The following is a 22270-nucleotide window of genomic DNA, read 5'->3' on the forward strand; positions in this document are numbered from 1 at the left end:
GTGCAGCAGTTTGGCTATGATCAATACGGTAACCGGTCCAATTAATGCAGAGCAATTGGGAAAGACTTTAATTCATGAACACTTTATCTTTGGCTATCCAGGCTTCCAGGGAGATGTGACGCTAGGTGCTTTCAATGAGGAAGCGGCTTTGGAAGAGGCAATCAACATTGCCAGGCAAATGCAGAGCTTCGGTGTCCGGACTGTCGTGGATCCGACCCCAAATGAGTGCGGCAGAAACCCGGAATTTTTAAAGAAAATTTCTGAGGCGACCGGACTTCAGATCATCTGTGCAACAGGCTATTATTATGAAGGCGAAGGGGCAACCCCCTATTTCAAATTCAGGCAGGCATTGGGTACAGCTGAAGAAGAGATCTATGAAATGTTCAAAAAGGAGCTGACCGAAGGAATTGCCGGTACAGGAATCAAGCCAGGAGTCATCAAATTGGCATCAAGCAAGGATGAAATTACCGAATACGAAAAAATATTCTTCCGTGCAGGAGCTCGCATCCAGCAGGAAACAGGAGCTGTGATATTGACGCATACACAGGAAGGTACAATGGGTCCAGAACAGGTTCGGCTTTTGATGGAAAATGGTGCGGATCCAGGAAAAATAATTATTGGCCATATGTGCGGGAATACCGACCCTGAATATCACAAGCAAGTGCTTGACCAGGGTGTAAGAATCGGCTTTGACCGCTTTGGCATCCAGGGGATGGTGGGAGCACCGTTCGATCAGCAGCGGGTACAGACCCTTCTTGTTTTGCTTAATGCCGGATATGAGGACCAGATTTTACTTGCCCATGATACTGTGAATATCTGGCTCGGGCGTCCTCCTGTTATGCCTGAACAGGCAGCAAAAATCATGGAGAACTGGCAGGCAGGACATATTTTCTCCAATATCCTGCCCCAGCTGAGGGAAAACGGAGTGTCAGAGGCACAAATCGATAAGATGCTTGGAGGAAATGCAATTGGTTTATTCACGGGATCTTCAGCCAATGTAATTTCCTAGAGTGCTGAATATTGATTCTATAAGAAAGGGGCGATGACCTATCCAAAAAATCATACCACTTACTCTGGATTCGCCTTTTTCTGAAGGAATCGTTGTTGTATGCGCGGTTCTCGGCGAAACAGCAACACTGATCGACACAGGCAACCCGGGTGAGAAATCCTTTTACCAGCTCAAATCTCTCTTAAAAGAACATAAACTAGCATTTACTGATTTCGATCATATGATTGTTACACATATGCACACGGACCATTCTGGCGGTGTCAGTTTGATTCAAGAGGAAGCCGGACTCCCGGTGTATGTGCATGAGCTGGCCGAACCGGTGATCACCGGAGGCGAAACAGAGTTTAATAGAATGAACGTTTTTTTTAATGATTTCATCAGACAGTGCGGAGCGAATCCTTCCGTTCATCAGCATACCCGTAAATACAAAGAAGAAATCTGGCGTGATGTCCATTATATTAGCGAAGGAGAAGAAGTCTACATAGGAGGAAAACCTTACAAGGTCCTGCATGTTCCCGGCCATAGCCAGACGGATATCCTGCTGCTAAATGAACAAAAAGGAATTACCTTTGTCGGTGACCATATTATCCCTGAGCTTGCCGTTAATGCTTTTATTGAGCCTCCTCCACCCGGGAAGAAAGAACGGCCTTCTCCATTGATCCAGTATAGGGAATCACTGCGTCGGTCCAGAGATCTGCAACTCGGAAAGTGTTACTCGGGACATGGAAAGCCTTTCACGGGGCATATTGAACTGATTGGAAAAAGGTTAGACCAACAAGATGCCCGCTGCCAGCAGATCCATCGGCTGTTGAAGGAGCGGGATAAGAATGTTTACGAGATTTGCCAGGAAATATACCCGCATCTTAAAGGGCCGATTGTTTTTCTCGGACTCTCGCAAATTCAGGGGCATCTCGATTTGATGGAAGCACGAGATGAGGTGATGAAAGAGAAACGAAACTCCATTTTTTATTATCGATTGCTGTGAAGTCGCTAGGCCTATCTTTCTTTTTGAAAAGGGGAGGGTTATATGAAACTTGCAGATCTGCTTGAAAACAATATTAGTGAATATGGTGAATATCCATTTATTTTTTATCAGGATCAGGAGTTTTCCAATGTTGAAACAAAAAAATATGCTGACCAAATCGCAAATGGTCTCAGGAAACTTGGCGTCGAAAATGGTGACAGGGTTGTTGTCTGTATGCCAAACAACCCTGAAGTAATTTTTTCCTATCAGGGAATTACCAGAAGCGGCGCCGTGATCGTTCCAATCATGTTCACCCTTCATCCAAAAGAAATCCAGTATATTATTAAAAACTGCCAGGCGAAAGTTGTGATTGCCTCTGCTTATACAGCAGAAAATATGAAGAAGGCCATTGCGGAGCTCGAAGTGAAGCCGCTCCTTGTTGTTGCCGATCTTCCAGGCAGCGATGAGATGGTCAATCTATATGACCTTATGTCTGTGGACTCATTTGCCAACGAAGAAAATGTCCATCAGAACGATACCGCTGTCATTTTATACACCTCTGGAACGACCGGAAATCCAAAAGGCGTTCTGTTGACCCACAAAAATCTCTACACCAATGCCGTTAACTCTGCAGACCATAACGAAACCGACAGAGGCGTTACAATCGGCGTCCTCCCGTTAGCGCATGTATATGGCCTGACCATCTCTAATACGTGCTATTTAACAGGGAGTTCTATTGTTGTCTTCTCAAGATTTGATCCGCAGGAAATTTTCAAAGCCATAGAGACATACAAAGTAAGGTCCTTCTCAGCAGTGCCTGCCATGATTCACGCTATGGTTGGAAGTCCGAAGGCTGATCAATATGATACTTCTTCTTTGGAATGGATTGGTTCCGGCTCGGCCCCACTGCCAATAGCACTGTTGAATGGTTTCCGCCAAAGATTTGATGCGAAGGTGTTAGAGGGCTATGGATTATCTGAAGCCGCCCCCATCGTTACCGCACATAATAAAAAAATCGACATTAAGCCTGGCTCAGTCGGAATCCCGATTCCAGGAGTCCAGATAAAAATCATTGATGACGAGGGCAGGGAGGTGCCGACCGGGGATGTCGGCGAACTGCTTGTTTCCGGTGACAACGTAACACCCGGTTATTATCAGAACAAAGAAGAAACAAACCGTGTCATCAGGGATGGCTGGCTGCATACTGGCGACATGGCGAAAGTTGATGAAGATGGATATCTTTTTATCGTCGACCGAAAAAAAGATCTGGTGATCAGGGGCGGTTTCAATATCTATCCCCGTGACATCGAGGAACTGCTGAATGCACATGAGTCTGTCTCGGAAGCCGCTGTCATAGGTGTTCCTGATGAAAGGATGGGCGAGGAGATTGTTGCGTGTGTAGTGAAAAAAACGGAAGCCGATCCGTCAGAAGAGGAACTGATTCAATACTGCCAGGATCACCTTGCCAGGAATAAGACACCAAAAAGGATTATCTTCATGGAATCATTGCCACGGAATGGTGTCGGTAAAATTCTTAAAATTAGACTAAGAGAAACCGCTGCAAATATCCACACACATTAAAACTGGTAATCAAGGAGGAATACAAATGGAGCAGAGAACGATTTTAACGACAAGCAAGCGAGGGCTGCAGGTAGATTCATTCCCGTTCCGACTCTATCAAAAAGCGAAGAAATTCGGCATCTGGAATCCTGCAGATATTGATTTTACCCAGGACCAGGAGGACTGGAGGCAGCTGACCGCCGAACAGCAAAATGATATTCTCCGCCTGATCTCGCAATTCCAGGCCGGTGAGGAAGCAGTCACACTCGACCTCCTGCCGCTGATCATGGCTATCGCAAAGGAAGGCAGGCTTGAGGAAGAGATGTTCCTCACAACCTTCCTGTTTGAAGAAGCCAAGCATACCGAGTTCTTCAGGCTTGTTCTGAACGCTCTGGGAGAAACAGGTGACCTCTCAGGACACCACACAGAGACTTACAAAACGATTTTCTATGAAATATTGCCAACTACGATGGATCGCCTTTTGACTGACCAATCACCGGAAGCCATCGCCGAAGCCGCCACCGTCTATAACATGTTCGTTGAAGGGGTACTTGCCGAAACCGGCTATTATTCCTTCTATCAAAATCTCGAAACCCTCGGCCTGATGCCAGGACTCCTTAAGGGAATCGGCAATTTAAAAAGGGACGAGTCCAGACATATCGGCTACGGAACGTTCCTGCTGCAAAGATTGATCTGCGAGCATCCACATTTGTACGAATATGTTGAAGGCAAAATGCAAGAGCTGACTCCGCTGGCCATCCGCTTGAACCAGGAGGGCTTCCGTGACAATGATGTCAGCACTTTTGGCAACCAGATTGAAGATACAATGAACTTCACTTTAAAACAGCTATCTGTCCGGATGGAAATCCTCTCGAGAGCAAGAGGCAAGCGGATCGAAGAGATATATAGAGTGTCGGAGAGTGAGATGGGAGTTTTGTAAGGAACTGCTAGAATCTCCTAGGTGACCTGATAATTCATTTTTGGGAATAAAGGTGTTCCATTAAGCCCTATTGGCAACCTAATAATCCAGTTACTGGTAAACCAACACTTCAATAAGCCCTATTGGTGACCTGATAATCCAGTTAATGGTAAACCAGGATTCCAATTAGCCCTATTGGCGACCTCCTAATCCAGTTACTGGTAAATCAAGGTTCCAATAAACCCTATTGGTGACTTGATAATCCTGTTACTGGTAAACCAACACTCCAATAAGCCCTATTGGCTAACCAAAAATAGTGACTTCTTCAATGATTTTGCTATTCAGTACCTAGTTAATAAATTTATACAAAACCCAATAAGGAGGGCGCAGAATGACTGTAAATGTCGATGTAAAAACGTTTCCGTTATTCATTAATGGAAAGTGGGAGGCTGCAAGCACCCAGGAAACCTTTGATGTCTTTAATCCAGCTACCGGGGAATTGGCAGCACACGTGGCAAAAGGAAATGCAGCGGATGTGGAAAGAGCAGTAGAGGCGGCAAGGAAAGCATTCGATGAAACCGACTGGAAGGATATGAAGCCAAAGGAAAGATCGAAGGTGTTGTACGCCATTTCTTATCAGATTGCTGCACATGCTGAAGAACTTGCTTACCTTGAAGCCATAAGCTCTGGTGGTACCGTTAGGAGAATCGGGGCAAACGACATTTTGCAAATGGTTGACTTGTTCCAAACATTGGCAAAGTTTGTGGAAGAGTATCCATTTTCGGAAACGCTTCCAAGTCCGCCGTTCCCTGGACCGGCTCACAATTTTATCTGGCGCGAGCCAATTGGGGTTTGCGCGGCGATTACTCCGTGGAATCTCCCGATGATGATTGCGACCTGGAAAATCGCACCGGCTTTGGCGATGGGCAATACAATTGTGGTCAAGCCTGCAAGCTATACTCCGTTATCGACCCTGAAACTTGCTGAGATCATTTCCCAGGTCGTGCCTCCAGGAGTCATAAATGTTGTGACCGGGCCAGGTGCCGAAGTTGGTGAAACGCTGGCAAGCCATCCGAAGGTCGATAAGGTTGCTTTTACAGGGTCGACTGAAGTCGGACGCAAGGTAATGCAGTTAGCCGCAGGCACAGTTAAAAATACAACACTTGAGCAAGGCGGGAAATCTCCAAACATCATACTTGAGGATGCCGACTTAAGCATCGCCCTGCCTGGAAGTTTATTTGGAGTGTTCCTGCATTCCGGGCAGCTATGTGAATCAGGGACAAGGTTATTTGTGCCTGACCACTTACATGATGTGATTGTGGAAAATCTCGTAAAGCTGGCTGGCAAAATCAAACTTGGAAATCCGCTTGATCCAGCTACTGATGTTGGTCCAATCATTTCACAGAAGCAAAAAGAAACCATCTTATCCTATATCGAAGCGGGCAAAGCAGAAGGTGCAACGCTCCTCTGCGGCGGTAAGGAACTAAATGTTGCCGGCTGCGAAAATGGACACTTCATCGAACCGACGATTTTCACGAATGTCACAAACGATATGAAAATCGCTCGGGAGGAAATCTTCGGGCCAGTGCTGTCTGTTATTCGATATACCGATGTAGATGAAGCCATCAGGATGGCGAATGACTCTATCTATGGGCTTGCTGCCGGAGTATGGACACAGGATGTCAATAAAGCATATGACGTGGCACGCAAGCTGCAGGCTGGAGTTGTCTGGATCAACGACTGGCATATGCTGCGCAATTATGCACCATTTGGCGGCTACAAACAGAGCGGAATCGGCCGTGAGATGGGGAAGCATTCACTTGATGCCTATACTCAGGTTAAGCATGTCCATACTTCAATGGTACCAGAAGTTCATAAGCGTTCATGGTATGGCTTGCTGCTTTCCGACAGTGGTGAATAAAAAAATAATAATGAGGTGAAAAGGATGCAAAGTACATCATTATCGCAATTCTCGCTCCACTCAGCAATATACAGTGGCTCAAATTCAAGGGCAATGGTGCCTGATTTGTTCAAGGGATTAGGTGCAAAAAGGGTGGTTCTTTTTAGCGACAGGGGCCTTAAAAAAGCAGGAGTAGTCGAAAAAGTTGCCCAGATTTTTGAATTGACGTCCAAAGGCACGGGTCCTGAATTAGCTGGTATTTATGTGGATATTGCTCAGGACGCAGAAAGCAGTTCTGTGAATGAGGCACTCCGATATGCACGGGAATTTGGTGCGGATGGCTTGCTTGCTGTCGGCGGCGGAAGTGTACTTGACACGGTCAAAGGCGTAAAATACGCCATGCATAAAGGATTGACCGACATCAAGGAAGCCATACCCGGAGGCTTTTTATATGAGCAATTCCCGAAAGCAACCCATATACCAATCCCGCATATTGCAGTACCAACTACTGCTGGTACCGGTTCGGAAGTCTCGCCGATCGCGGTCATATACAATGAAGATATCCAAATGAAAGGAAATATTATCAATCCTTTCCTCAGCGCGGATATTGCCGTACTGGATCCAGACCTTACTGTGGGGCTGCCACCGGCAATCACCGCATTCACAGGCTTCGATGCACTGACACACGCAATTGAAGCCCTGGCATCACCAAACGCAAATGCACTTACTGATGCACATGCATTGCACGCAATCAGGCTGATCGAAAAGAATCTCCCTGTTGCCGTATGTGAAGGCTCAAACCTTAATGCAAGAATGGAAATGCTGCAGGCGAGCCTAATGGGAATTACCGCGTTCAGCTTTGCATTGAATGCGATCCCGATCCATAACTTTGCACATGCCTATGGCGCACTCTTCAGAATTCCGCATGGACTGGCGAATGCTGTTTTCCTTCCTGTCGTCATGGAATATGTACCAAGCCTGTATCTTCCGAAGGTAAAAGAACTGGCATCTGCCTTGCGTGTTTCATTCAATGACGACGATGACAATGAGAACGTACTGGCAAAAGTCATTGAAAAGATTCGAGTCCTTCAGCACAAAACTGGCTTGCCATCAGACTTTGCACAGTACAATTTAACAGAGGAAGACCTGGAGAGGGTTGCCGGAGCTGTAGCGAAAGACCCTGCAGCGGTTTCTTTCCCGATGCCGAAGGAACTGATTCACGCTGTCGGCCAGCAGGTTGTGCCGATTGGCGTAAAGTAAAAATACTCAGAAAGGGGGATCCATCAGTGGTTTCCCCTTTTTGTAAAGATATAACTTAATAAAATGTCTAGCTTCAGCGCCTAGCCCCTCGAGTCGTTTCGGTCCGCCAAATAAACTAAAAGAACGACTTCACCGGTAGGCCCTCTAACGCTAGTCGGGGCTGACCAGGCGCTTAACGCTTTTCTTAAGGAGTGATCATCAATGATGGATTTTGATTTTACAGATGAACAAGAGCTGTTAAGGAAAACAGTCAGGAATTTTGTTGACAGGGAAATCATGCCTTATATAAAAGAATGGGATGAAAAGCAGCATTTTGAGAGTAGTATTTTGACAAGGCTTGCGGATCTTGGCCTCATGGGAGTATGCATACCGGAACAATATGGCGGCAGTGGGATGGATTATAATTCACTGGCAATTGTGTGTGAAGAACTGGAGCGCGGGGACACAGCCTTCAGGACTGCAGTCTCCGTTCACACCGGCCTCAACAGTATGACTCTCCTGCAATGGGGAAATGAAGAGCAAAAACAGAAGTATTTAGTTCCTCAGTCAAAAGGGGAAAAGGTAGGGGCTTTCGGATTGACCGAGCCAAATGCAGGATCGGACGTTGCGGCAATGCAGACAACAGCCGCTGACGCGGGGGATCACTATATTCTGAATGGGTCAAAAACCTGGATTTCATTATGTGATGTTGCTGACCATTTCCTCGTATTTGCGTATACGGATAAAAGCAAAAAACACCATGGCATATCAGCCTTCATCGTGGAAAGGAGCTGGGAGGGCTTCTCCTCCAAGTCAATAAAAGGGAAGCTTGGAATCAGGGCCGGGAATACCGGCGAAATCTTTTTTGACAATGTAAAGGTTCCTAAACAAAACCTGGTGGGCAATGAAGGTGACGGCTTTAAAATCGCGATGTCCGCCCTGGATAATGGCCGTTTCACGGTGGCCGCAGGTGCGTGCGGAACGATTATGGCTAGTCTTGAAGCAAGTTTGAAGTATTGTCATGAAAGAAGTACATTCGGCAAGGAAATCGGCAGGCACCAGCTCGTCCAACAAATGATCGCGAAGATGGAAGCGGGGCTGATACAATCACGCTTGCTCGTGTACCGGGCAGGCTGGCTTAAAAATCAGGGCAAACGGAATACCCGTGAAACCTCACTGGCCAAATGGCAGGCATGCGACTATGCCTATGAAGCAGCAAATGATGCCGTGCAAATCCATGGTGCCTATGGTTTTTCAAACGAATATCCTGTGGAACGATATTTGCGGAACGCCAAAGCGCCGGTCATATATGAAGGAACGCGGGAAATCCATACGGTTATGCAAGCGGAATATGCACTAGGCTATCGATTTGATAAACCACTCTCGAATATGCTCCCCGCTTGGCCTTTTGAGTCGGTATCAGAAGAAATCATGAAATGAAAAATAAGATTACACCTATTAACTAGGAAAAAAGGAGATACGCTTCAATAACGAAGCGCATCTCCTTTTTAAAATTGGCTGTTTTCGTAAAGATTGTTGTTAAAATCTTAAAGCCGATTTTAACGTGCTATAAGCAATTTTGCAGTTCGTTTTTAAGTGTGCAAGCTCTTTTCTCATAATAAGCTTGAATTTTATAAAGAAAACTAGGTCATTCAATCCAATTTAGTAGTCAATAGCAACAAAGTTTGAGAAAAGAGCCTTACAATTATAAGACCATTTCAGATTGCACATAGTGATAAAGCAGCTTAGCTGTATTTTCAATAGAATCTTTATGTGTTCTTTCAAATGCATGTGAGGAATCGATTCCGGGCCCAATCAAACCGTGGATGATATCATGTCCAGAACGGATCGCGGCTGAAGCGTCCGATCCGTAAAACGGATAGATATCGAGTTTGTAGCCGATTCCATTGTCAATAGCCAGTTGTGTCAGCCTTTTTCTAAGTTCATAATGATAAGGGCCGCTCGCATCCTTCACACAAATGGAAACCGTGTATTCATCGGTAGATTGGCCATCGCCCATTGCCCCCATATCCACCGCCAGGTACTCAACTGTTTCCGAAGTGATGTTCGAGTTGCCTCCATAACCGATTTCTTCATTATTTGAAATCAGGAAATGAGTCGTATATGGCAATTCGATGTTTTCGCTTTTCATTTGTTTGATTAGCTGAAGCAGGATCGCTACGCTTGCTTTATCATCCAGATGACGCGATTTAATATATCCGGACGGTGTTAGCTGTACACGAGGATCAAAAGAAACAAAATCTCCAACCTCGATGCCAAGTGCTCTCACATCATCAGCGTTATGTACTTTTTCATCAACTCGCACTTCCATATTATCCTGATTGCGCTCAGCTTTCCCGGCATCCTTATAGACATGTACGGAGGTTTGGTGCATCAAAATTGTTCCCGTGAACTTTTTGCCGCTTGAAGTTTCAATCTCGCAATATTCGCCCTCGATGGAGTTGTACTTAAAGCCGCCGATTAAATCAAGCTTAAGGCGTCCGCTTGGCTTAATTTCTTTTACGATGGCTCCAAGAGTATCGACGTGGGCAGTCAGCATCCTATGATTTTGCTGATCTTTACCTGGCAAGCTAGCAGTCAACCCGCCCTTGCGGTTTCTTTTTGTTTCTACCTGCAATTCCTTTAAATAATTCTCTACATATGTAATCACTTCATTGGTATTTCCTGAAGGACTCGGGATGCTGACCAGTTCCTTTATCAGATTCACCGTCTCATCCGTATTTGGGTATGCCATAAATGAAATTCCTCCCTAAAATAAATTCTCACATAATTAATATTATAAGCTTTTTTCCCGAAGCAAAGTACCATTTATCTTTAATTCCTGTAATCCCTAAACCAGTCTGCTCATATTTTGATTATGGATGTAGTTTTGGGGAGGCGATTAAATGAACGGGTATTGGTTTAGGTATTCATTGCAGGAATGGTGCAGGGAAATGGAAGAGAAATGGGACTCCGTTAAGGCTCAGCTTAGAGAATCTGGTGATCAAGACTCGTTAAAAAAATGGGAAGAAAACTTTTTCACCTTGAAAAAGAAAGCAGAAAGCAACTTGGATGAGGAACAGATATATGCAGAAGCGGGAAAATTATTTGACGAACTTACAGATTATGCGAATGACCCTGAAATTGGCCGCCAGCAAGCGCAGAGACTACAGCCGGTGCCAATAGGAGGTCACAAATTGCCGCCACTGCCTTATGCCTATAATGCGCTCGAGCCTGTGATCGATAGAGAGATCATGAGACTTCATCACTTAAAGCATCACCAAAGCTATGTTGATGGCTTAAACAAAGCTGAAAAAGAAATGCAGAAAGCCAGGCAAACCGGTGACTTCTCTTTGATCAAACACTGGGAAAGGGAAGCAGCTTTCCACGGATCAGGACATTACCTCCATACGATTTTTTGGAACATTATGGTCCCGAATGGCGGGGGAGCTCCAAAAGGACAGCTTAGCAAAGCAATCAATGATACATTCGGCAGCTTTGAAGGCTTTAAAAAACATTTTACAGAAGCCGCTAAAAATGTCGAAGCTGTAGGGTGGGCCATCCTTGTCTGGTCTCCGCGTTCCCACCGTCTCGAAATTCTCCAGGCTGAAAAGCATCAAAACCTGACACAGTGGGATGTTGTTCCACTTCTCGTTCTGGATGTTTGGGAACACGCCTACTATCTGCAATATAAAAATGAACGAGCTAAATATGTTGAAAACTGGTGGAATGTCGTCAACTGGAAGGAAGTCGAGCAGCGGTTCAATAAAGCCAGGACATTAGCTTGGCAGGCATTTTAGAAGAGTGACGGATCGTCACTCTTTTTTTGTATAAATGCTTCTCTTTGGCAAAGACTAAACATATGTTCGGGAGGTGGTATTTTGGATAATAAAGATTTCAACCAGATCTACAAGGAATACAAGGAGCAAAGCAGTGCACAGGCTGAAATTGAAGCAAACACAGACCAGCCCGGGAAAGAGCAAATTGTGGCTGTCCGGAAAAATGACGACGGGGATCTGATCGCATTTAAGACAGATAATGGCAGGGAGTTGGATTATGTCACTGCCCTTAATGAAGCAAAGGCTGGCAGACTGGCCCATGTGGATGTATTCCATAAATACGGACGGGATATTCTCAGAAGTGAGCCTGATGGAATCAAAGAAAACAATCTTGATCAGCTGCCCGATTTTTAGCAGGGAATCTTCCCTGCTATTTTTGTTTTCATTAATAAAAAACTTGATTTTTCAGAAATTTCAATCTAAAATTAACACTAACATACCAACCGGTAGGTATGTGAAAAAGGATTGTAACATACAATTTTAATAGAGATGCAGATTTATAAGAAAAAGTTAGGGGAGTGACTTGAATGCATTTACGCCTTACAGAAGAACAAAAAATGGTCCAGAAGACCATCCGCAGGTTCGTTGAAAAAGAACTGGTGCCTTTGGAAAATGAGGTTCTCAGGAATGAAAGAGAAGGACGGCCAAGCCTTCCGCCAGGTAAATTACAGGAGCTGCAATTAAAGGCAAAGGAAGCAGGCTTCTGGGGAATCAATACACCTGAACAATATGGCGGTGCCGATCTTGGTCAAATGATGATGGCCATCGTATTGATGGAAATTTCAAAGACCTTCGTTCCTTTCCAATTCGGTGGGTCAGCAGATAATATTCTTTACTACGGAAACGAGGAACAAAAGCAGAAATATTTGATCCCAACCATCAACGGCGAGAAAAAGTCCTGCTTCGCAATGACAGAGCCAGGCGCGGGATCGGATACAAGAAATATTAAAATGACCGCAGTCAAAGACGGCAATGAGTGGGTTTTGAATGGGGAAAAGACGTTTATAACGGGCGGAAATGAAGCGGACTTTGTCATGGTCATTGCCATTACCGATAAGGAGAAGCATCGTGCAACCGGCCGTGATGGAGTGACCTGCTTTATCGTCGACCGGGATATGGGCTGGAAGTCGGAATATATACATACGATGGGTGAGTGGGGTCCAGCCGGTCTTGTGTTTGATAATGTCCGCGTGCCAGAAGAAAACATTCTTGGTGAAGTTGATGGCGGTTACAAATTGGGACTTGAATGGATTGGCTTTGCAAGGTGGGTTGTTGGTGCAAGGGCAATCGGATCTGCAGAACGTCTTCTGCAAATGGCGATTGACTATTCAAAAGAACGCATCACCTTTGGCAAACCGATTGCTGAAAGACAAGCCATCCAGTGGATGATTGCTGATTCGGCGGTTGAAATCGAAGCAGCAAGGTGGCTGGTATTGAACGCCGCCTATACGCTGGATGCAGGTGAAGATAACAGGCATATGGCCTCGATGGCTAAATTGTATGGCTCGAATATGGGGAACAGGGTAGTGGACCGCGTCATGCAAATACATGGCGGTATGGGATACACAAGGGAATTGCCAATCGAGCGCTGGTATCGTGAAGCCAGGCTTTGGAGAATTTACGATGGAACAGATGAAATCCAGCGCATGATCATCGCCAGGGACCTGTTAAAAGGACATGTAAAAATTGGGCAGTTTGTTTAATAAGTGAATTTGTAAGCGTTAACAGTTGACTCGATAGGGAGGAATTATTATGGGAAGATTTGATGGCCGAGTGGCTTTTGTAACAGGAGGAAGCCGGGGAATCGGAAAAGGAATCGTCCAGCTTTTCGCGCAAGAAGGAGCTAAAGTTGCTTTTATTGATTTGAATGAGGAAGCTCTTGCAGATACAACGAATGAACTTAATGAAAAGGGATATGAAGTCTACTCAAAGGTAGCGAATGTTACTGACGCAGAGCAAGTTGAACAAGCATTCAAAGAGGTGAAGGACACTTTTGGTTCTGTTGATATCCTGGTAAACAATGCGGGTGTTATTCGTGACAACCTTCTTTTCAAAATGACTGATTCTGACTGGCAAACTGTCATGGATGTCCATTTGAAGGGATCCTTCAATGCAGCCAGGGCTGCACAGAAGTACATGGTCGAACAGAAATATGGCCGAATCATCAATATATCTTCCACTTCCGCACTTGGAAACCGAGGACAGGCAAACTATGCAGCAGCCAAGGCAGGTCTTCAGGGGTTCACCAAAACCCTGGCCATTGAGCTGGGGCGTTACGGTATAACTGCGAACTCGGTCGCACCAGGGTTCATCGAAACAGAAATGACAAAAGAAACTGCGGCCCGAATTGGCATCTCTTTTGAAGATTTGATTAAACACAGTGTGGCAGGCATTCCGGTTGGCAGAAGCGGAAAACCAGCGGATATTGCCAATGCTGTCGCATTCTTTGCAGATGAAAAATCATCCTTTGTAAATGGGCAGGTCATCTATGTAGCAGGCGGGCCTAAAAATTAACGCGAGGTGAAGGATCAATGTTCAAAGAGCATATTGGCAAGCAATCGAATAAAGTGAAAAACATGGTCGAGCGCGGCGCTGTCAAAAAGTTCGCTGAAGCCATCGGGGACTTGCATCCCATTTTCGTGGACGAAGAAACCGGCAAGAACTCCAGATACAGCAGAAACATCGCGCCGCCGACATTCCCGAGGGTTTTTGACTATGGCGCAATCGACGGACTGAACCTTCCCAATAAAGGACTGATCCATGGTGAACAAACATACCATTACGAGCGTCCATTATTGGTAGGTGAAGAAATCACATGCTACTCCGTAGTGAAAAATTACTTTGAAAAGAAAGGCACTCAAGGAGAGATGGGGTTCCTTGTCCTGGAGAGCTTTGGCGAGGACGAAATGGGTCAGGTGGTTTTCACCTCTACACAAACAGTAATTATTACTGAAGCAGTAAGGAAGGTGCTGATTGGATGAGTAGATTGGCAGAATTGAAGATTGGTGATTCATTAAAGGAAATCCAGCTTGATCCGGTGGATCGTATCACTTTGATTAAATATGCTGGTGCATCAGGTGATTATAATCCGATTCATACAATCGACGAAGAAGCAAAGAAGGCAGGACTGCCGGGAATTATCGCACACGGCATGTGGACGATGGGCAACCTGGCCAAACTGTTTACTGATTTTCACGAGGAAGGTTTCATACAGCACTATACGATCCGCTTCAGAGGAATGGTGTTCCTCAATGACGTTGTCACTCTCCAGGCAGAACTGGCAGAGGAAAATGAAAACAATCTCCGATTCCTCGTCCGTGCAATCAACCAAAATGGCAATGAGGTCATTAAGGGAGATGTTTCGTACCATCTGTATGCGTCTTAATACAAATTAAACCCGGCATAGCATTGCTGGGTTTATTGCTATAGGTGGTGCAGCATTTAGGAATATAAAACGATTTTAAGGAAAATAAGTTCATTTTTAAGAAAAAAAAAGAAAAAGTCAGGAATAAAAGATCAAGTTTAAGGAATAAAATCAAAAATTCCGGAATATCTGCTGCCAATTGATTCAGCAAGATGTACTTTCGATTAAAAACTTTTGTTTTTTCCAGAAACGAGGTGACAAACACAGGTGAATTTTGACTTTAATGAGGATTTATTAGCATTAAAACGCAATGTCCGCGATTTCATCCAGGGTGAAGTCGAGCCTGTTGCGATGCAAATTGAAGAGCAAGACAAAATCCCAGAGCGGATCATCCAGCTTTCCAAGGAAATGGGACTTTTTGGACTCAGCATCCCAGAAGAATACCAAGGACTCGGTATCGGCATGGTTGAAAAATGTGCACTTTATGAGGAAATTGGCCAGACACACAACGGGTACACCACCTTAATAGGCGCGCATACCGGCATAGGCACGGTTGGCATCGTCGAAATCGGCAACGAACAGCAAAAACGCAAATACTTGCCGGCGATGGCAAGGGGTGAAAAGATTGGCGCTTTCGCCCTCACTGAGCCTGATGCTGGTTCCAATGCGGCGAACCTTAAGACGACTGCGGTCAGAAAAGGTGATAAATACGTTCTGAACGGTTTGAAGCATTATATTACAAATGCTGTAGAGGCAAGTGTTTTTACAGTGATGGCGGTAACAGACCCTGAAAAAGGGGCGAAAGGCATCACTTCCTTCATTGTTGAGAAGGACTTCCCGGGGTTCAAGCTTGGCAAAGTCGAAAAAAAGATGGGACTCAAAGGTTCTCATTCAGCTGAATTGGTTTTCGAGGATTGCGAGGTCCCTGTTGAAAATATGCTTGGAGAAGAAGGACAGGGTTATGTGAATGCCTTGAAAATACTTGCAAACGGAAGGGCGGGCCTTGCATCGCGCAATCTCGGGTCCTGCCAGAAGCTTCTCGACATGTCGGTTGCCTATGCAAAGGAAAGGATCCAGTTCGGCAAACCGATCATCAAGCAACAGGCAGTAAGCCATATGCTGGCGGAAATGGCGGTTGAAATCGAAGCGCTTCGATCACTTACATACCGAGTCGCCTGGATGGTGGATTCGGGCAAGAAGGTCATCAAGGAAGCGGCCATGCTGAAGCTATATGGTTCGGAAGTGTATAACCGGGTGGCTGATAAAGCTGTTCAAATCCACGGAGGGCTAGGCTATATTTCGGACTATCCTGTCGAAAGGTTTTTCCGCGATGCCAGGATTACAAGGATTTATGAGGGAACATCCGAAATCCAGAAAAACATCATAGCAGCACAGCTTGAAAAAGAATATTAAACAAGGAACATACCTACTAGTTAGTATGCAAGAGACAAAAAGAAAGAGGTGGACTAAATGAATTTTGATTATACAGAAAAGGTCAAGGGATACCAGGCCAGGCTGACGGAGTTCATGGATGAATACATCTACCCGAATGAACAGGTGTATAAAGAACAAATTGACAAGAATGACCCTTTTTCAAGAGTTCCTCCGATCATGGAAGAACTGAAGGCAAAGGCAAAAGAAAAAGGTCTTTGGAATCTGTTTTTGCCAGAGAGCGAATATGGTGAAGGACTGACAAATCTCGAATACGCTCCCCTCTGCGAAATCATGGGAAGGTCCAGCATCGCGCCAGAGGTATTCAATTGTGCTGCACCGGATACGGGGAATATGGAAGTGCTGGTCCGTTACGGAACTGAAGAGCATAAAGAACAATGGCTGAAACCGCTTTTGGACGGCGAGATTCGTTCCTGCTTCTCCATGACGGAGCCGGATGTCGCTTCATCTGATGCAACGAATATCCAGGCAAGCATCCTTCGCGATGGTGACGAGTATGTCATTAACGGGACAAAATGGTGGTCATCTGGTGCCGGCGATCCGCGCTGCAAGATTGCGATCGTAATGGGCAAAAATGACCCAAATGCTCCAAAGCATGAGCAGCAATCTATGATTCTCGTTCCGCTGGATAGTCCGGGAGTGACAATTAAGAGAATTCTGCCAGTCTTTGGTTATGATCATGCTCCGCATGGCCATGCCGAAATAGAATACAAGAATGTCAGAGTGCCTGCTTCCAATATGCTTTGGGATGAAGGGAAAGGCTTTGCGATTGCCCAGGGGCGTCTTGGTCCTGGCAGGATCCACCACTGCATGAGGACAATTGGAGCGGCTGAAAGAGCGCTTGAAGAAATGAGCAAACGGGTCCTGGAGAGAACCGCTTTTGGAAAAAAACTTGCCGAGCAGGGGGTCATCCAGGAATGGATCGCGGAAGCACGAATCGATATTGAGCAGTCCAGACTCCTGACATTGAAAGCTGCCTACATGATGGATACGGTCGGAAACAAAGAAGCGAAAGCAGAAATTGCGATGATCAAGGTCGTTGCGCCAAATATGGCGTTGAAAATCATCGACAGGGCGATTCAGGCTTTTGGCGCAGCCGGGGTAAGTGATGATACCACACTAGCTGCTTCCTGGGCGAATATCAGGACATTGAGGCTGGCGGATGGGCCGGATGAAGTGCACAAACGCGCAATCGCAAGGTACGAACTGAAAAAATATATGTAAGGGGGAGCAGCAATGCATGTATCAGAATTATTTTCACTAAAAGGAAAAGTCGCCATTGTCACTGGGGGCGGACGCGGTCTCGGCGAACAGATCGCTGTGGGTTTTGCTGAAGCAGGAGCCAATGTTGTCGTCTGTTCGCGACGAGTCGAAGCATGTGAGGAAGTAAGCCAAAAACTAAAGGAAATCGGTGTTGAATCTCTTGCTTTGAAATGTGACATCACGAACCCGGAAGACGTGAAAAATGTCGTAGACCAAACTGTTGAGAAATTCGGCCGGATCGATATTCTCGTCAATAACAGCGGAGCATCATGGGGGGCGCCGGCGGAAGAGATGCCGCTGGAGGCCTGGCAAAAGGTAATGAATGTCAATGTGACTGGAACATTCCTAATGTCACAGACAGCAGGTAAAGTCATGCTAGAGCAAGGTTCAGGCAAAATCATCAATATTGCATCAGTGGCGGGATTGAAAGGTTCAAACCCAAAGGTGATGGATGCGATCGGCTATAACGCCAGCAAGGGAGCCGTCATTACTTTTACAAAAGACCTGGCAGTAAAATGGGGACCGCGTGGCATCTACGTCAATGCAATAGCACCTGGATTTTTTCCGACAAAGATGTCAAAAGGGCTGCTGGAAAAAGGCGGCCAGTCTATTCTCGAAGGGACGCCACTAAGGAAATTCGGCTCTGATACTGACCTTAAGGGAGTCGCTGTATTCCTGGCGGCACCGGCTTCAGACTACATCACGGGAGACATAGTCGTAGTGGATGGCGGGACACATGTTCTTTAGAAGGGGGATACTGCTTTGAAAAGAGAAGCTGTAATCGTTTCGGCCGTCAGGTCAGCCATCGGCAGGCAGGGCGGAGCGCTTGCCACGGTACCTGCCCATGTCTTTGGAGCAGAAGTCATAAAGTAAGCTATCAGGAGGGCGAGTGTCCAGCCTGAAATGATCGAAGATATAATCATGGGGAATGTCATCAGCGGCGGAGGCAATATTGCCCGGCTGACCGCCCTGCAAACAGGACTATCACTCGAATTGCCCGGCCTGACGATTGACCGGCAGTGCGGATCGGGAATCAACGCAGTTACTCTCGCGGCCCAGGCGATCAGGGCAGGTGATGGGGATATCTATATTGCAGGCGGGATTGAAAGCATGAGCCGTGCACCATACTTGATGGATAAACCCGACAAACCATACAGCCCCGTTCCCCCAAGCTTCCGGAAGTCCCGGCTGTCACCGGAGGAAATCGGCAATCCGCCAATGGGCATCACAGCAGAAAACCTTGCAGAAAAGTACTCGATCTCAAGAGAAGAACAGGATGAATTCGCCCTGGCAAGCCAGCATAAAATGGCTGCCGCGATGGCTGATGGACGTTTTGACAAGCAAATTGTTCCAATCACGATTCCGGTCCGAAAAGGGGAGCCAATCGTTTTTAAAAAGGATGAACACCCAAGGCCGCAAACGACAATTGAAGCACTTTCCAAGTTGCCGCCAGCCTTTTTACAGGGAGGAACGGTTACAGCCGGCAGCAGTTCCGGCTTGAATGATGCTGCAGCCGCACTAGTCATAATGTCAAGAGAGAAAGCTCAGGAATTAGGTGTGAAACCGATGGCCGTGATCAGGGAACAGGCAATAGCAGGGGTCGACCCGAACATCATGGGCATCGGTCCTGTACCAGCCGTTAGAAAAGTTCTTGAAAGATCAGGTCTTAATCTTGACGACATGGATCTGATTGAAATTAACGAAGCTTTCGCAGCCCAGGTGATTGCCTGCGACCGGGACCTCAATATGGATATGGAAAAGGTCAACGTGAATGGCGGTGCTATTGCCCATGGCCATCCACTGGGTGCTACTGGAGCGATCCTGATGACAAAAGCCGTCTATGAACTTGAAAGAAGAGGCGGGCGTTACGCAATGATTACGGCCTGCATCGGCGGTGGCCAGGGAATCGCGGCTATTATTGAACGTGAATAAATTTTCAAAAGGAGGAATGGCACTTATGGCTTCTGATACGATACCAATCAGGCAAGGAGAAGAGCTGGATACAAGTGTTATCGAAAAGTACCTGAGGGAGCAATTGCCTGATCTTCCAGAAGGCATTCTAACAATCGACCAGTTCAGTTTCGGTAAATCAAATCTCACCTACCAGCTTAAAATCGCAGAATGGGAGGCGGTTTTAAGGCGGCCGCCTCTCGGTTCTGTTGCGCCAAAAGCGCATGATATGGAAAGGGAGTACAAGATCCTTAAAGAGATTAGCCCTCACTTTGCGGCTGCTCCCAGGCCCTATTTATTTGCTGATGAAAATGTCATCGGCAGTCCGTTTTTCGTGATGGAAAGAAAGCGCGGCATAGTCCTTGATACGGACTTTCCTGAAGGCATCATGCCGACTGATGAAATGTGCAGATCCCTTTCGGAAACGATGGTCGACCACCTTGTTGAGCTGCACAGCATCGATTATACGAAGACCAGGCTTACCGAAATGACAAAACCTGAAGGCTTCATGGAACGGCAGGTCATCGGCTGGATTCGCCGTTATGAGCGGGCGGAAACAGATATTGTCGAGGGCGTGGAGCACTTAAAGCAATGGATGCTGAAGAATGTTTCGGAATCCAAAACGCCAGCGATCATTCATTACGATTATAAACTGAATAATTCCATGTTCAATGAGGATTTAACGAAGATGGTCGGTCTTTTCGACTGGGAGATGACGACGGTAGGTGACCCGCTGGCCGATCTGGGTGTGGCGATGAGCTACTGGATTCAACCGGACGATTCCGATTTGTTAAAAAGAGGGATGGGAAAACCGCCGGTCACAGTGATACCAGGGTTCATGACCCGTGATGACTTCATGGAGCGGTATGCGAAGAAAAGCGGCATGGACCTTGCGAACATGAATTTTTACCAAACATTTGCCTATTTCAAGCTTGCCGTCATTTGCCAGCAAATTTATTACAGGTGGAAAAAGGGCCAGACAAAGGATAGCAGGTTTGCGCATCTTGATGCATTTGTCAGCAGCCTGATCCAATATGCGTTATATACCGCAACAAAGAAAGGGTGAAGGACATGATGAAGATTCACCTTTTGCTAAAAAAAGAGGACATCGACAAGCAAAAAATGGCCGATAACAAAATCGCTGTCGTCTTTGATGTTCTTCTGGCAACTTCCACGATCACCTCTGCTCTGGAGTTCGGTGCCAAAGAAGTGATTCCGGTCCTTGATGGAAAGGAAGCGGAAAAAGAAGCTGAAGACAGGGAAAAAGAACGTTTCTTACTCGTCGGCGAGTATCAGGGGAAAACAATAGATGGGTTTCTGTCACCAAATCCTCTGGAATTGAGAGAAAAAATCGAGGGTAAGTCCGTCATCCTGTCGACCACCAATGGAACCGTCGCGCTTAAAAATTCATCAGAAGCAAAGGCTGTTTATGCAGTGTCGCTGATGAACTGCAAGGCAGTAGCCAATCATATTTTAAAAGATTACCAGGGAGAGACGATTGTCGTCGTCTGTTCTGGTTCTTCGAACGAGTTCAATGTAGAGGATTTCCATGGAGCCGGATGCTTCATTGACTGCCTTATAAAGGAATATGACAAGGAATTTTTCCTGACGGATTCTGCTTATGCCGCGCGCTGTTTCTACCATGCCCACAATCAAAACAGTGATGATATTCTAAAAGACTCCAGAGTCGGCCGGATGCTAAGTAAACATGGCTTTGACCAGGAAATTGAATTTGTTTCACAGCAAAATGTTTTTGCCACGGTTCCAATACTGATAGACAGAAAGAGGATTATTGACGCGGCAAATGATAGCGTTTACAAAAAAGGAGAGGAAAGTACGTCATTGAAGCCGGAAGTAAAAGCGTTGCTTGAAGCCTATGCTCAAAATCCAGTGCCGCCCTTGGAGCAGCTTCCGCTTGCAGAAGCAAGAAAGGGGTTTGAACAGTCTGCAAAACTTATGAGCAAGGCTGAGAAACTTGCAAACACAAAGGATTTCAAAATCCAGGGATACAAGGATGAGATTAAGATAAGACTTTATTCACCAGACGGAACAGATGGAACCAAGCTTCCCGCGATTGTCTACTACCATGGAGGCGGCTGGGTGATCGGCAATATCGAAACACATGATGCCCTTTGCCACACTTTATCCAATGAAGCTGGATGTATCGTAGTTTCCGTGGATTATAGTCTTGCACCTGAAAGCAAGTTCCCGGTTGCAGTCGAGGATTCATATCTAGCTGCCAAATGGGTGTTTGAAAACGCTGATGAAATGAACATCGATGAAAACTTTATCGCTGTCGCAGGAGATAGCGCGGGAGGAAACCTGGCAGCAGTGGTAAGTTACCTTGCTGTCCAGAGACAGACACCGTCGATTGCTTATCAAATGTTGTTTTACCCGTCTACAGGCTTTGAATATACTCCATCCTATGAAAAATACGGTGAAGGCTATTATTTGACCAAGTCTACAATGACCTGGTTCCGCGAACAATACTTAAACTCACCTGAAGATACGCAAAATCCACTGGCCGCGCCGTTGTTGATCCCAGATGAGATTACCCCGCTGCTGCCGCCGGCTTATATCCTGACTGCGGAGCTTGATCCACTATGTGATGGCGGAGAGCATTTTGCTGCGAAATTAAAGAATGCAGGCGTAGAAACCGAGTATGTCTGCGCTCCGGGGATGCTCCATGGTTTCCTTGGGATGACTGAATATTTGCCCGATGGAAAGGAAGCAATCAAGGCTGCTGCGGAAGCCATTAAAAAAAGAAGTGCTCTTAATCCGGTTGAATAATAATCTTTGAGGAGGACTAGA

Annotated in this window: 19 protein-coding genes and 1 pseudogene; 19 read left to right on the forward strand and 1 reads right to left on the reverse strand. The window is 46.0% G+C overall.

Annotation, left to right across the window (positions count from 1 at the left end; all coding sequences use genetic code 11):
* Positions 1-16 precede the first annotated feature (16 nt).
* The 7 genes from QNH36_RS12480 (at position 17) to QNH36_RS12510 (ending at position 9031) form a co-directional block, all read left to right on the forward strand.
* Entirely contained in the window at positions 17-1009 is a 993-nt protein-coding gene (locus tag QNH36_RS12480; protein WP_144481141.1) for a phosphotriesterase family protein, read from the forward strand.
* An 88-nt stretch (positions 1010-1097) separates the two neighbouring features.
* Complete coding sequence (locus tag QNH36_RS12485) at positions 1098-1994, forward strand: MBL fold metallo-hydrolase (protein WP_283905411.1); 897 nt, start codon at positions 1098-1100, stop codon at positions 1992-1994.
* A gap of 42 nt (positions 1995-2036) precedes the next feature.
* Entirely contained in the window at positions 2037-3554 is a 1518-nt protein-coding gene (locus tag QNH36_RS12490) for a class I adenylate-forming enzyme family protein (RefSeq protein ID WP_283903577.1), read from the forward strand.
* Positions 3555-3579: 25 nt separating this feature from the next.
* The gene (locus QNH36_RS12495; RefSeq protein WP_251540101.1) at positions 3580-4473 is read left to right on the forward strand and encodes a R2-like ligand-binding oxidase; all 894 of its coding nucleotides are present in this window, start codon (positions 3580-3582) and stop codon (positions 4471-4473) included.
* A gap of 370 nt (positions 4474-4843) precedes the next feature.
* Complete coding sequence (locus QNH36_RS12500) at positions 4844-6373, forward strand: aldehyde dehydrogenase family protein (protein WP_283903578.1); 1530 nt, start codon at positions 4844-4846, stop codon at positions 6371-6373.
* 24 nt (positions 6374-6397) lie between these two features.
* Complete coding sequence (locus QNH36_RS12505; RefSeq protein ID WP_283903579.1) at positions 6398-7612, forward strand: iron-containing alcohol dehydrogenase; 1215 nt, start codon at positions 6398-6400, stop codon at positions 7610-7612.
* Between the two features lie 204 nt (positions 7613-7816).
* The gene (locus QNH36_RS12510; RefSeq protein WP_283905412.1) at positions 7817-9031 is read left to right on the forward strand and encodes an acyl-CoA dehydrogenase family protein; all 1215 of its coding nucleotides are present in this window, start codon (positions 7817-7819) and stop codon (positions 9029-9031) included.
* A gap of 265 nt (positions 9032-9296) precedes the next feature.
* Here the strand turns inward: QNH36_RS12510 and QNH36_RS12515 are convergent, their stop codons facing one another.
* Complete coding sequence (locus QNH36_RS12515) at positions 9297-10346, reverse strand: M42 family metallopeptidase (RefSeq protein WP_283903580.1); 1050 nt, start codon at positions 10344-10346, stop codon at positions 9297-9299.
* Positions 10347-10497: 151 nt separating this feature from the next.
* Here QNH36_RS12515 and QNH36_RS12520 point away from each other — a divergent pair, with 151 nt between their 5' ends.
* The 12 genes and pseudogenes from QNH36_RS12520 (at position 10498) to QNH36_RS12575 (ending at position 22249) form a co-directional block, all read left to right on the forward strand.
* Positions 10498-11391 (forward strand): superoxide dismutase, encoded by an 894-nt coding sequence (locus QNH36_RS12520; RefSeq protein WP_283903581.1) that lies wholly within the window; start codon positions 10498-10500, stop codon positions 11389-11391.
* Between the two features lie 81 nt (positions 11392-11472).
* Entirely contained in the window at positions 11473-11784 is a 312-nt protein-coding gene (locus QNH36_RS12525) for a DUF3892 domain-containing protein (protein WP_251540118.1), read from the forward strand.
* 173 nt (positions 11785-11957) lie between these two features.
* On the forward strand, positions 11958-13133 hold the full coding sequence (locus QNH36_RS12530; RefSeq protein ID WP_251540120.1) for an acyl-CoA dehydrogenase family protein: 1176 nt from the start codon (positions 11958-11960) through the stop codon (positions 13131-13133).
* Between the two features lie 49 nt (positions 13134-13182).
* A complete protein-coding gene (locus QNH36_RS12535) occupies positions 13183-13944 on the forward strand; it encodes a beta-ketoacyl-ACP reductase (RefSeq protein ID WP_481825281.1) in 762 nt (253 codons plus the stop codon).
* A 17-nt stretch (positions 13945-13961) separates the two neighbouring features.
* On the forward strand, positions 13962-14411 hold the full coding sequence (locus QNH36_RS12540; protein WP_283903582.1) for a MaoC family dehydratase N-terminal domain-containing protein: 450 nt from the start codon (positions 13962-13964) through the stop codon (positions 14409-14411).
* A complete protein-coding gene (locus QNH36_RS12545; protein WP_283903583.1) occupies positions 14408-14815 on the forward strand; it encodes a MaoC/PaaZ C-terminal domain-containing protein in 408 nt (135 codons plus the stop codon). The genes QNH36_RS12540 and QNH36_RS12545 overlap by 4 nt, the downstream gene beginning before the upstream one ends.
* 246 nt (positions 14816-15061) lie before the next feature.
* A complete protein-coding gene (locus QNH36_RS12550; RefSeq protein ID WP_283903584.1) occupies positions 15062-16207 on the forward strand; it encodes an acyl-CoA dehydrogenase family protein in 1146 nt (381 codons plus the stop codon).
* A 57-nt stretch (positions 16208-16264) separates the two neighbouring features.
* Positions 16265-17470, forward strand: a complete 1206-nt coding sequence (locus QNH36_RS12555; protein WP_251540125.1) for an acyl-CoA dehydrogenase — start codon at positions 16265-16267, stop codon at positions 17468-17470.
* Positions 17471-17482: 12 nt separating this feature from the next.
* A complete protein-coding gene (locus QNH36_RS12560) occupies positions 17483-18256 on the forward strand; it encodes an SDR family oxidoreductase (RefSeq protein WP_283903585.1) in 774 nt (257 codons plus the stop codon).
* Between the two features lie 15 nt (positions 18257-18271).
* Positions 18272-19441, forward strand: a pseudogene (locus QNH36_RS12565) (thiolase family protein).
* 25 nt (positions 19442-19466) lie between these two features.
* Positions 19467-20525 (forward strand): phosphotransferase family protein, encoded by a 1059-nt coding sequence (locus QNH36_RS12570; protein WP_283903586.1) that lies wholly within the window; start codon positions 19467-19469, stop codon positions 20523-20525.
* A gap of 5 nt (positions 20526-20530) precedes the next feature.
* Complete coding sequence (locus QNH36_RS12575) at positions 20531-22249, forward strand: alpha/beta hydrolase fold domain-containing protein (protein ID WP_283903587.1); 1719 nt, start codon at positions 20531-20533, stop codon at positions 22247-22249.
* The last annotated feature ends 21 nt before the right edge of the window (positions 22250-22270 follow it).

This window comes from Mesobacillus sp. AQ2 (genome assembly GCF_030122805.1).
GTDB lineage: Bacteria > Bacillota > Bacilli > Bacillales > Cytobacillaceae > Mesobacillus > Mesobacillus oceanisediminis_A.

Excerpts from the sequence above, each read along its gene's own strand:
- QNH36_RS12480 (WP_144481141.1), top strand. The coding sequence starts at position 17 with ATGATCAATACGGTAACCGGTCCAATTAATGCAGAGCAATTGGGAAAG.
- QNH36_RS12490 (WP_283903577.1), top strand. The coding sequence starts at position 2,037 with ATGAAACTTGCAGATCTGCTTGAAAACAATATTAGTGAATATGGTGAA.
- QNH36_RS12495 (WP_251540101.1), top strand. The coding sequence starts at position 3,580 with ATGGAGCAGAGAACGATTTTAACGACAAGCAAGCGAGGGCTGCAGGTA.
- QNH36_RS12500 (WP_283903578.1), top strand. The coding sequence starts at position 4,844 with ATGACTGTAAATGTCGATGTAAAAACGTTTCCGTTATTCATTAATGGA.
- QNH36_RS12505 (WP_283903579.1), top strand. The coding sequence starts at position 6,398 with ATGCAAAGTACATCATTATCGCAATTCTCGCTCCACTCAGCAATATAC.
- QNH36_RS12510 (WP_283905412.1), top strand. The coding sequence starts at position 7,817 with ATGGATTTTGATTTTACAGATGAACAAGAGCTGTTAAGGAAAACAGTC.
- QNH36_RS12515 (WP_283903580.1), bottom strand. The coding sequence starts at position 10,346 with ATGGCATACCCAAATACGGATGAGACGGTGAATCTGATAAAGGAACTG.
- QNH36_RS12520 (WP_283903581.1), top strand. The coding sequence starts at position 10,498 with ATGAACGGGTATTGGTTTAGGTATTCATTGCAGGAATGGTGCAGGGAA.
- QNH36_RS12530 (WP_251540120.1), top strand. The coding sequence starts at position 11,958 with ATGCATTTACGCCTTACAGAAGAACAAAAAATGGTCCAGAAGACCATC.
- QNH36_RS12535 (WP_481825281.1), top strand. The coding sequence starts at position 13,183 with ATGGGAAGATTTGATGGCCGAGTGGCTTTTGTAACAGGAGGAAGCCGG.
- QNH36_RS12540 (WP_283903582.1), top strand. The coding sequence starts at position 13,962 with ATGTTCAAAGAGCATATTGGCAAGCAATCGAATAAAGTGAAAAACATG.
- QNH36_RS12545 (WP_283903583.1), top strand. The coding sequence starts at position 14,408 with ATGAGTAGATTGGCAGAATTGAAGATTGGTGATTCATTAAAGGAAATC.
- QNH36_RS12555 (WP_251540125.1), top strand. The coding sequence starts at position 16,265 with ATGAATTTTGATTATACAGAAAAGGTCAAGGGATACCAGGCCAGGCTG.
- QNH36_RS12560 (WP_283903585.1), top strand. The coding sequence starts at position 17,483 with ATGCATGTATCAGAATTATTTTCACTAAAAGGAAAAGTCGCCATTGTC.
- QNH36_RS12570 (WP_283903586.1), top strand. The coding sequence starts at position 19,467 with ATGGCTTCTGATACGATACCAATCAGGCAAGGAGAAGAGCTGGATACA.
- QNH36_RS12575 (WP_283903587.1), top strand. The coding sequence starts at position 20,531 with ATGATGAAGATTCACCTTTTGCTAAAAAAAGAGGACATCGACAAGCAA.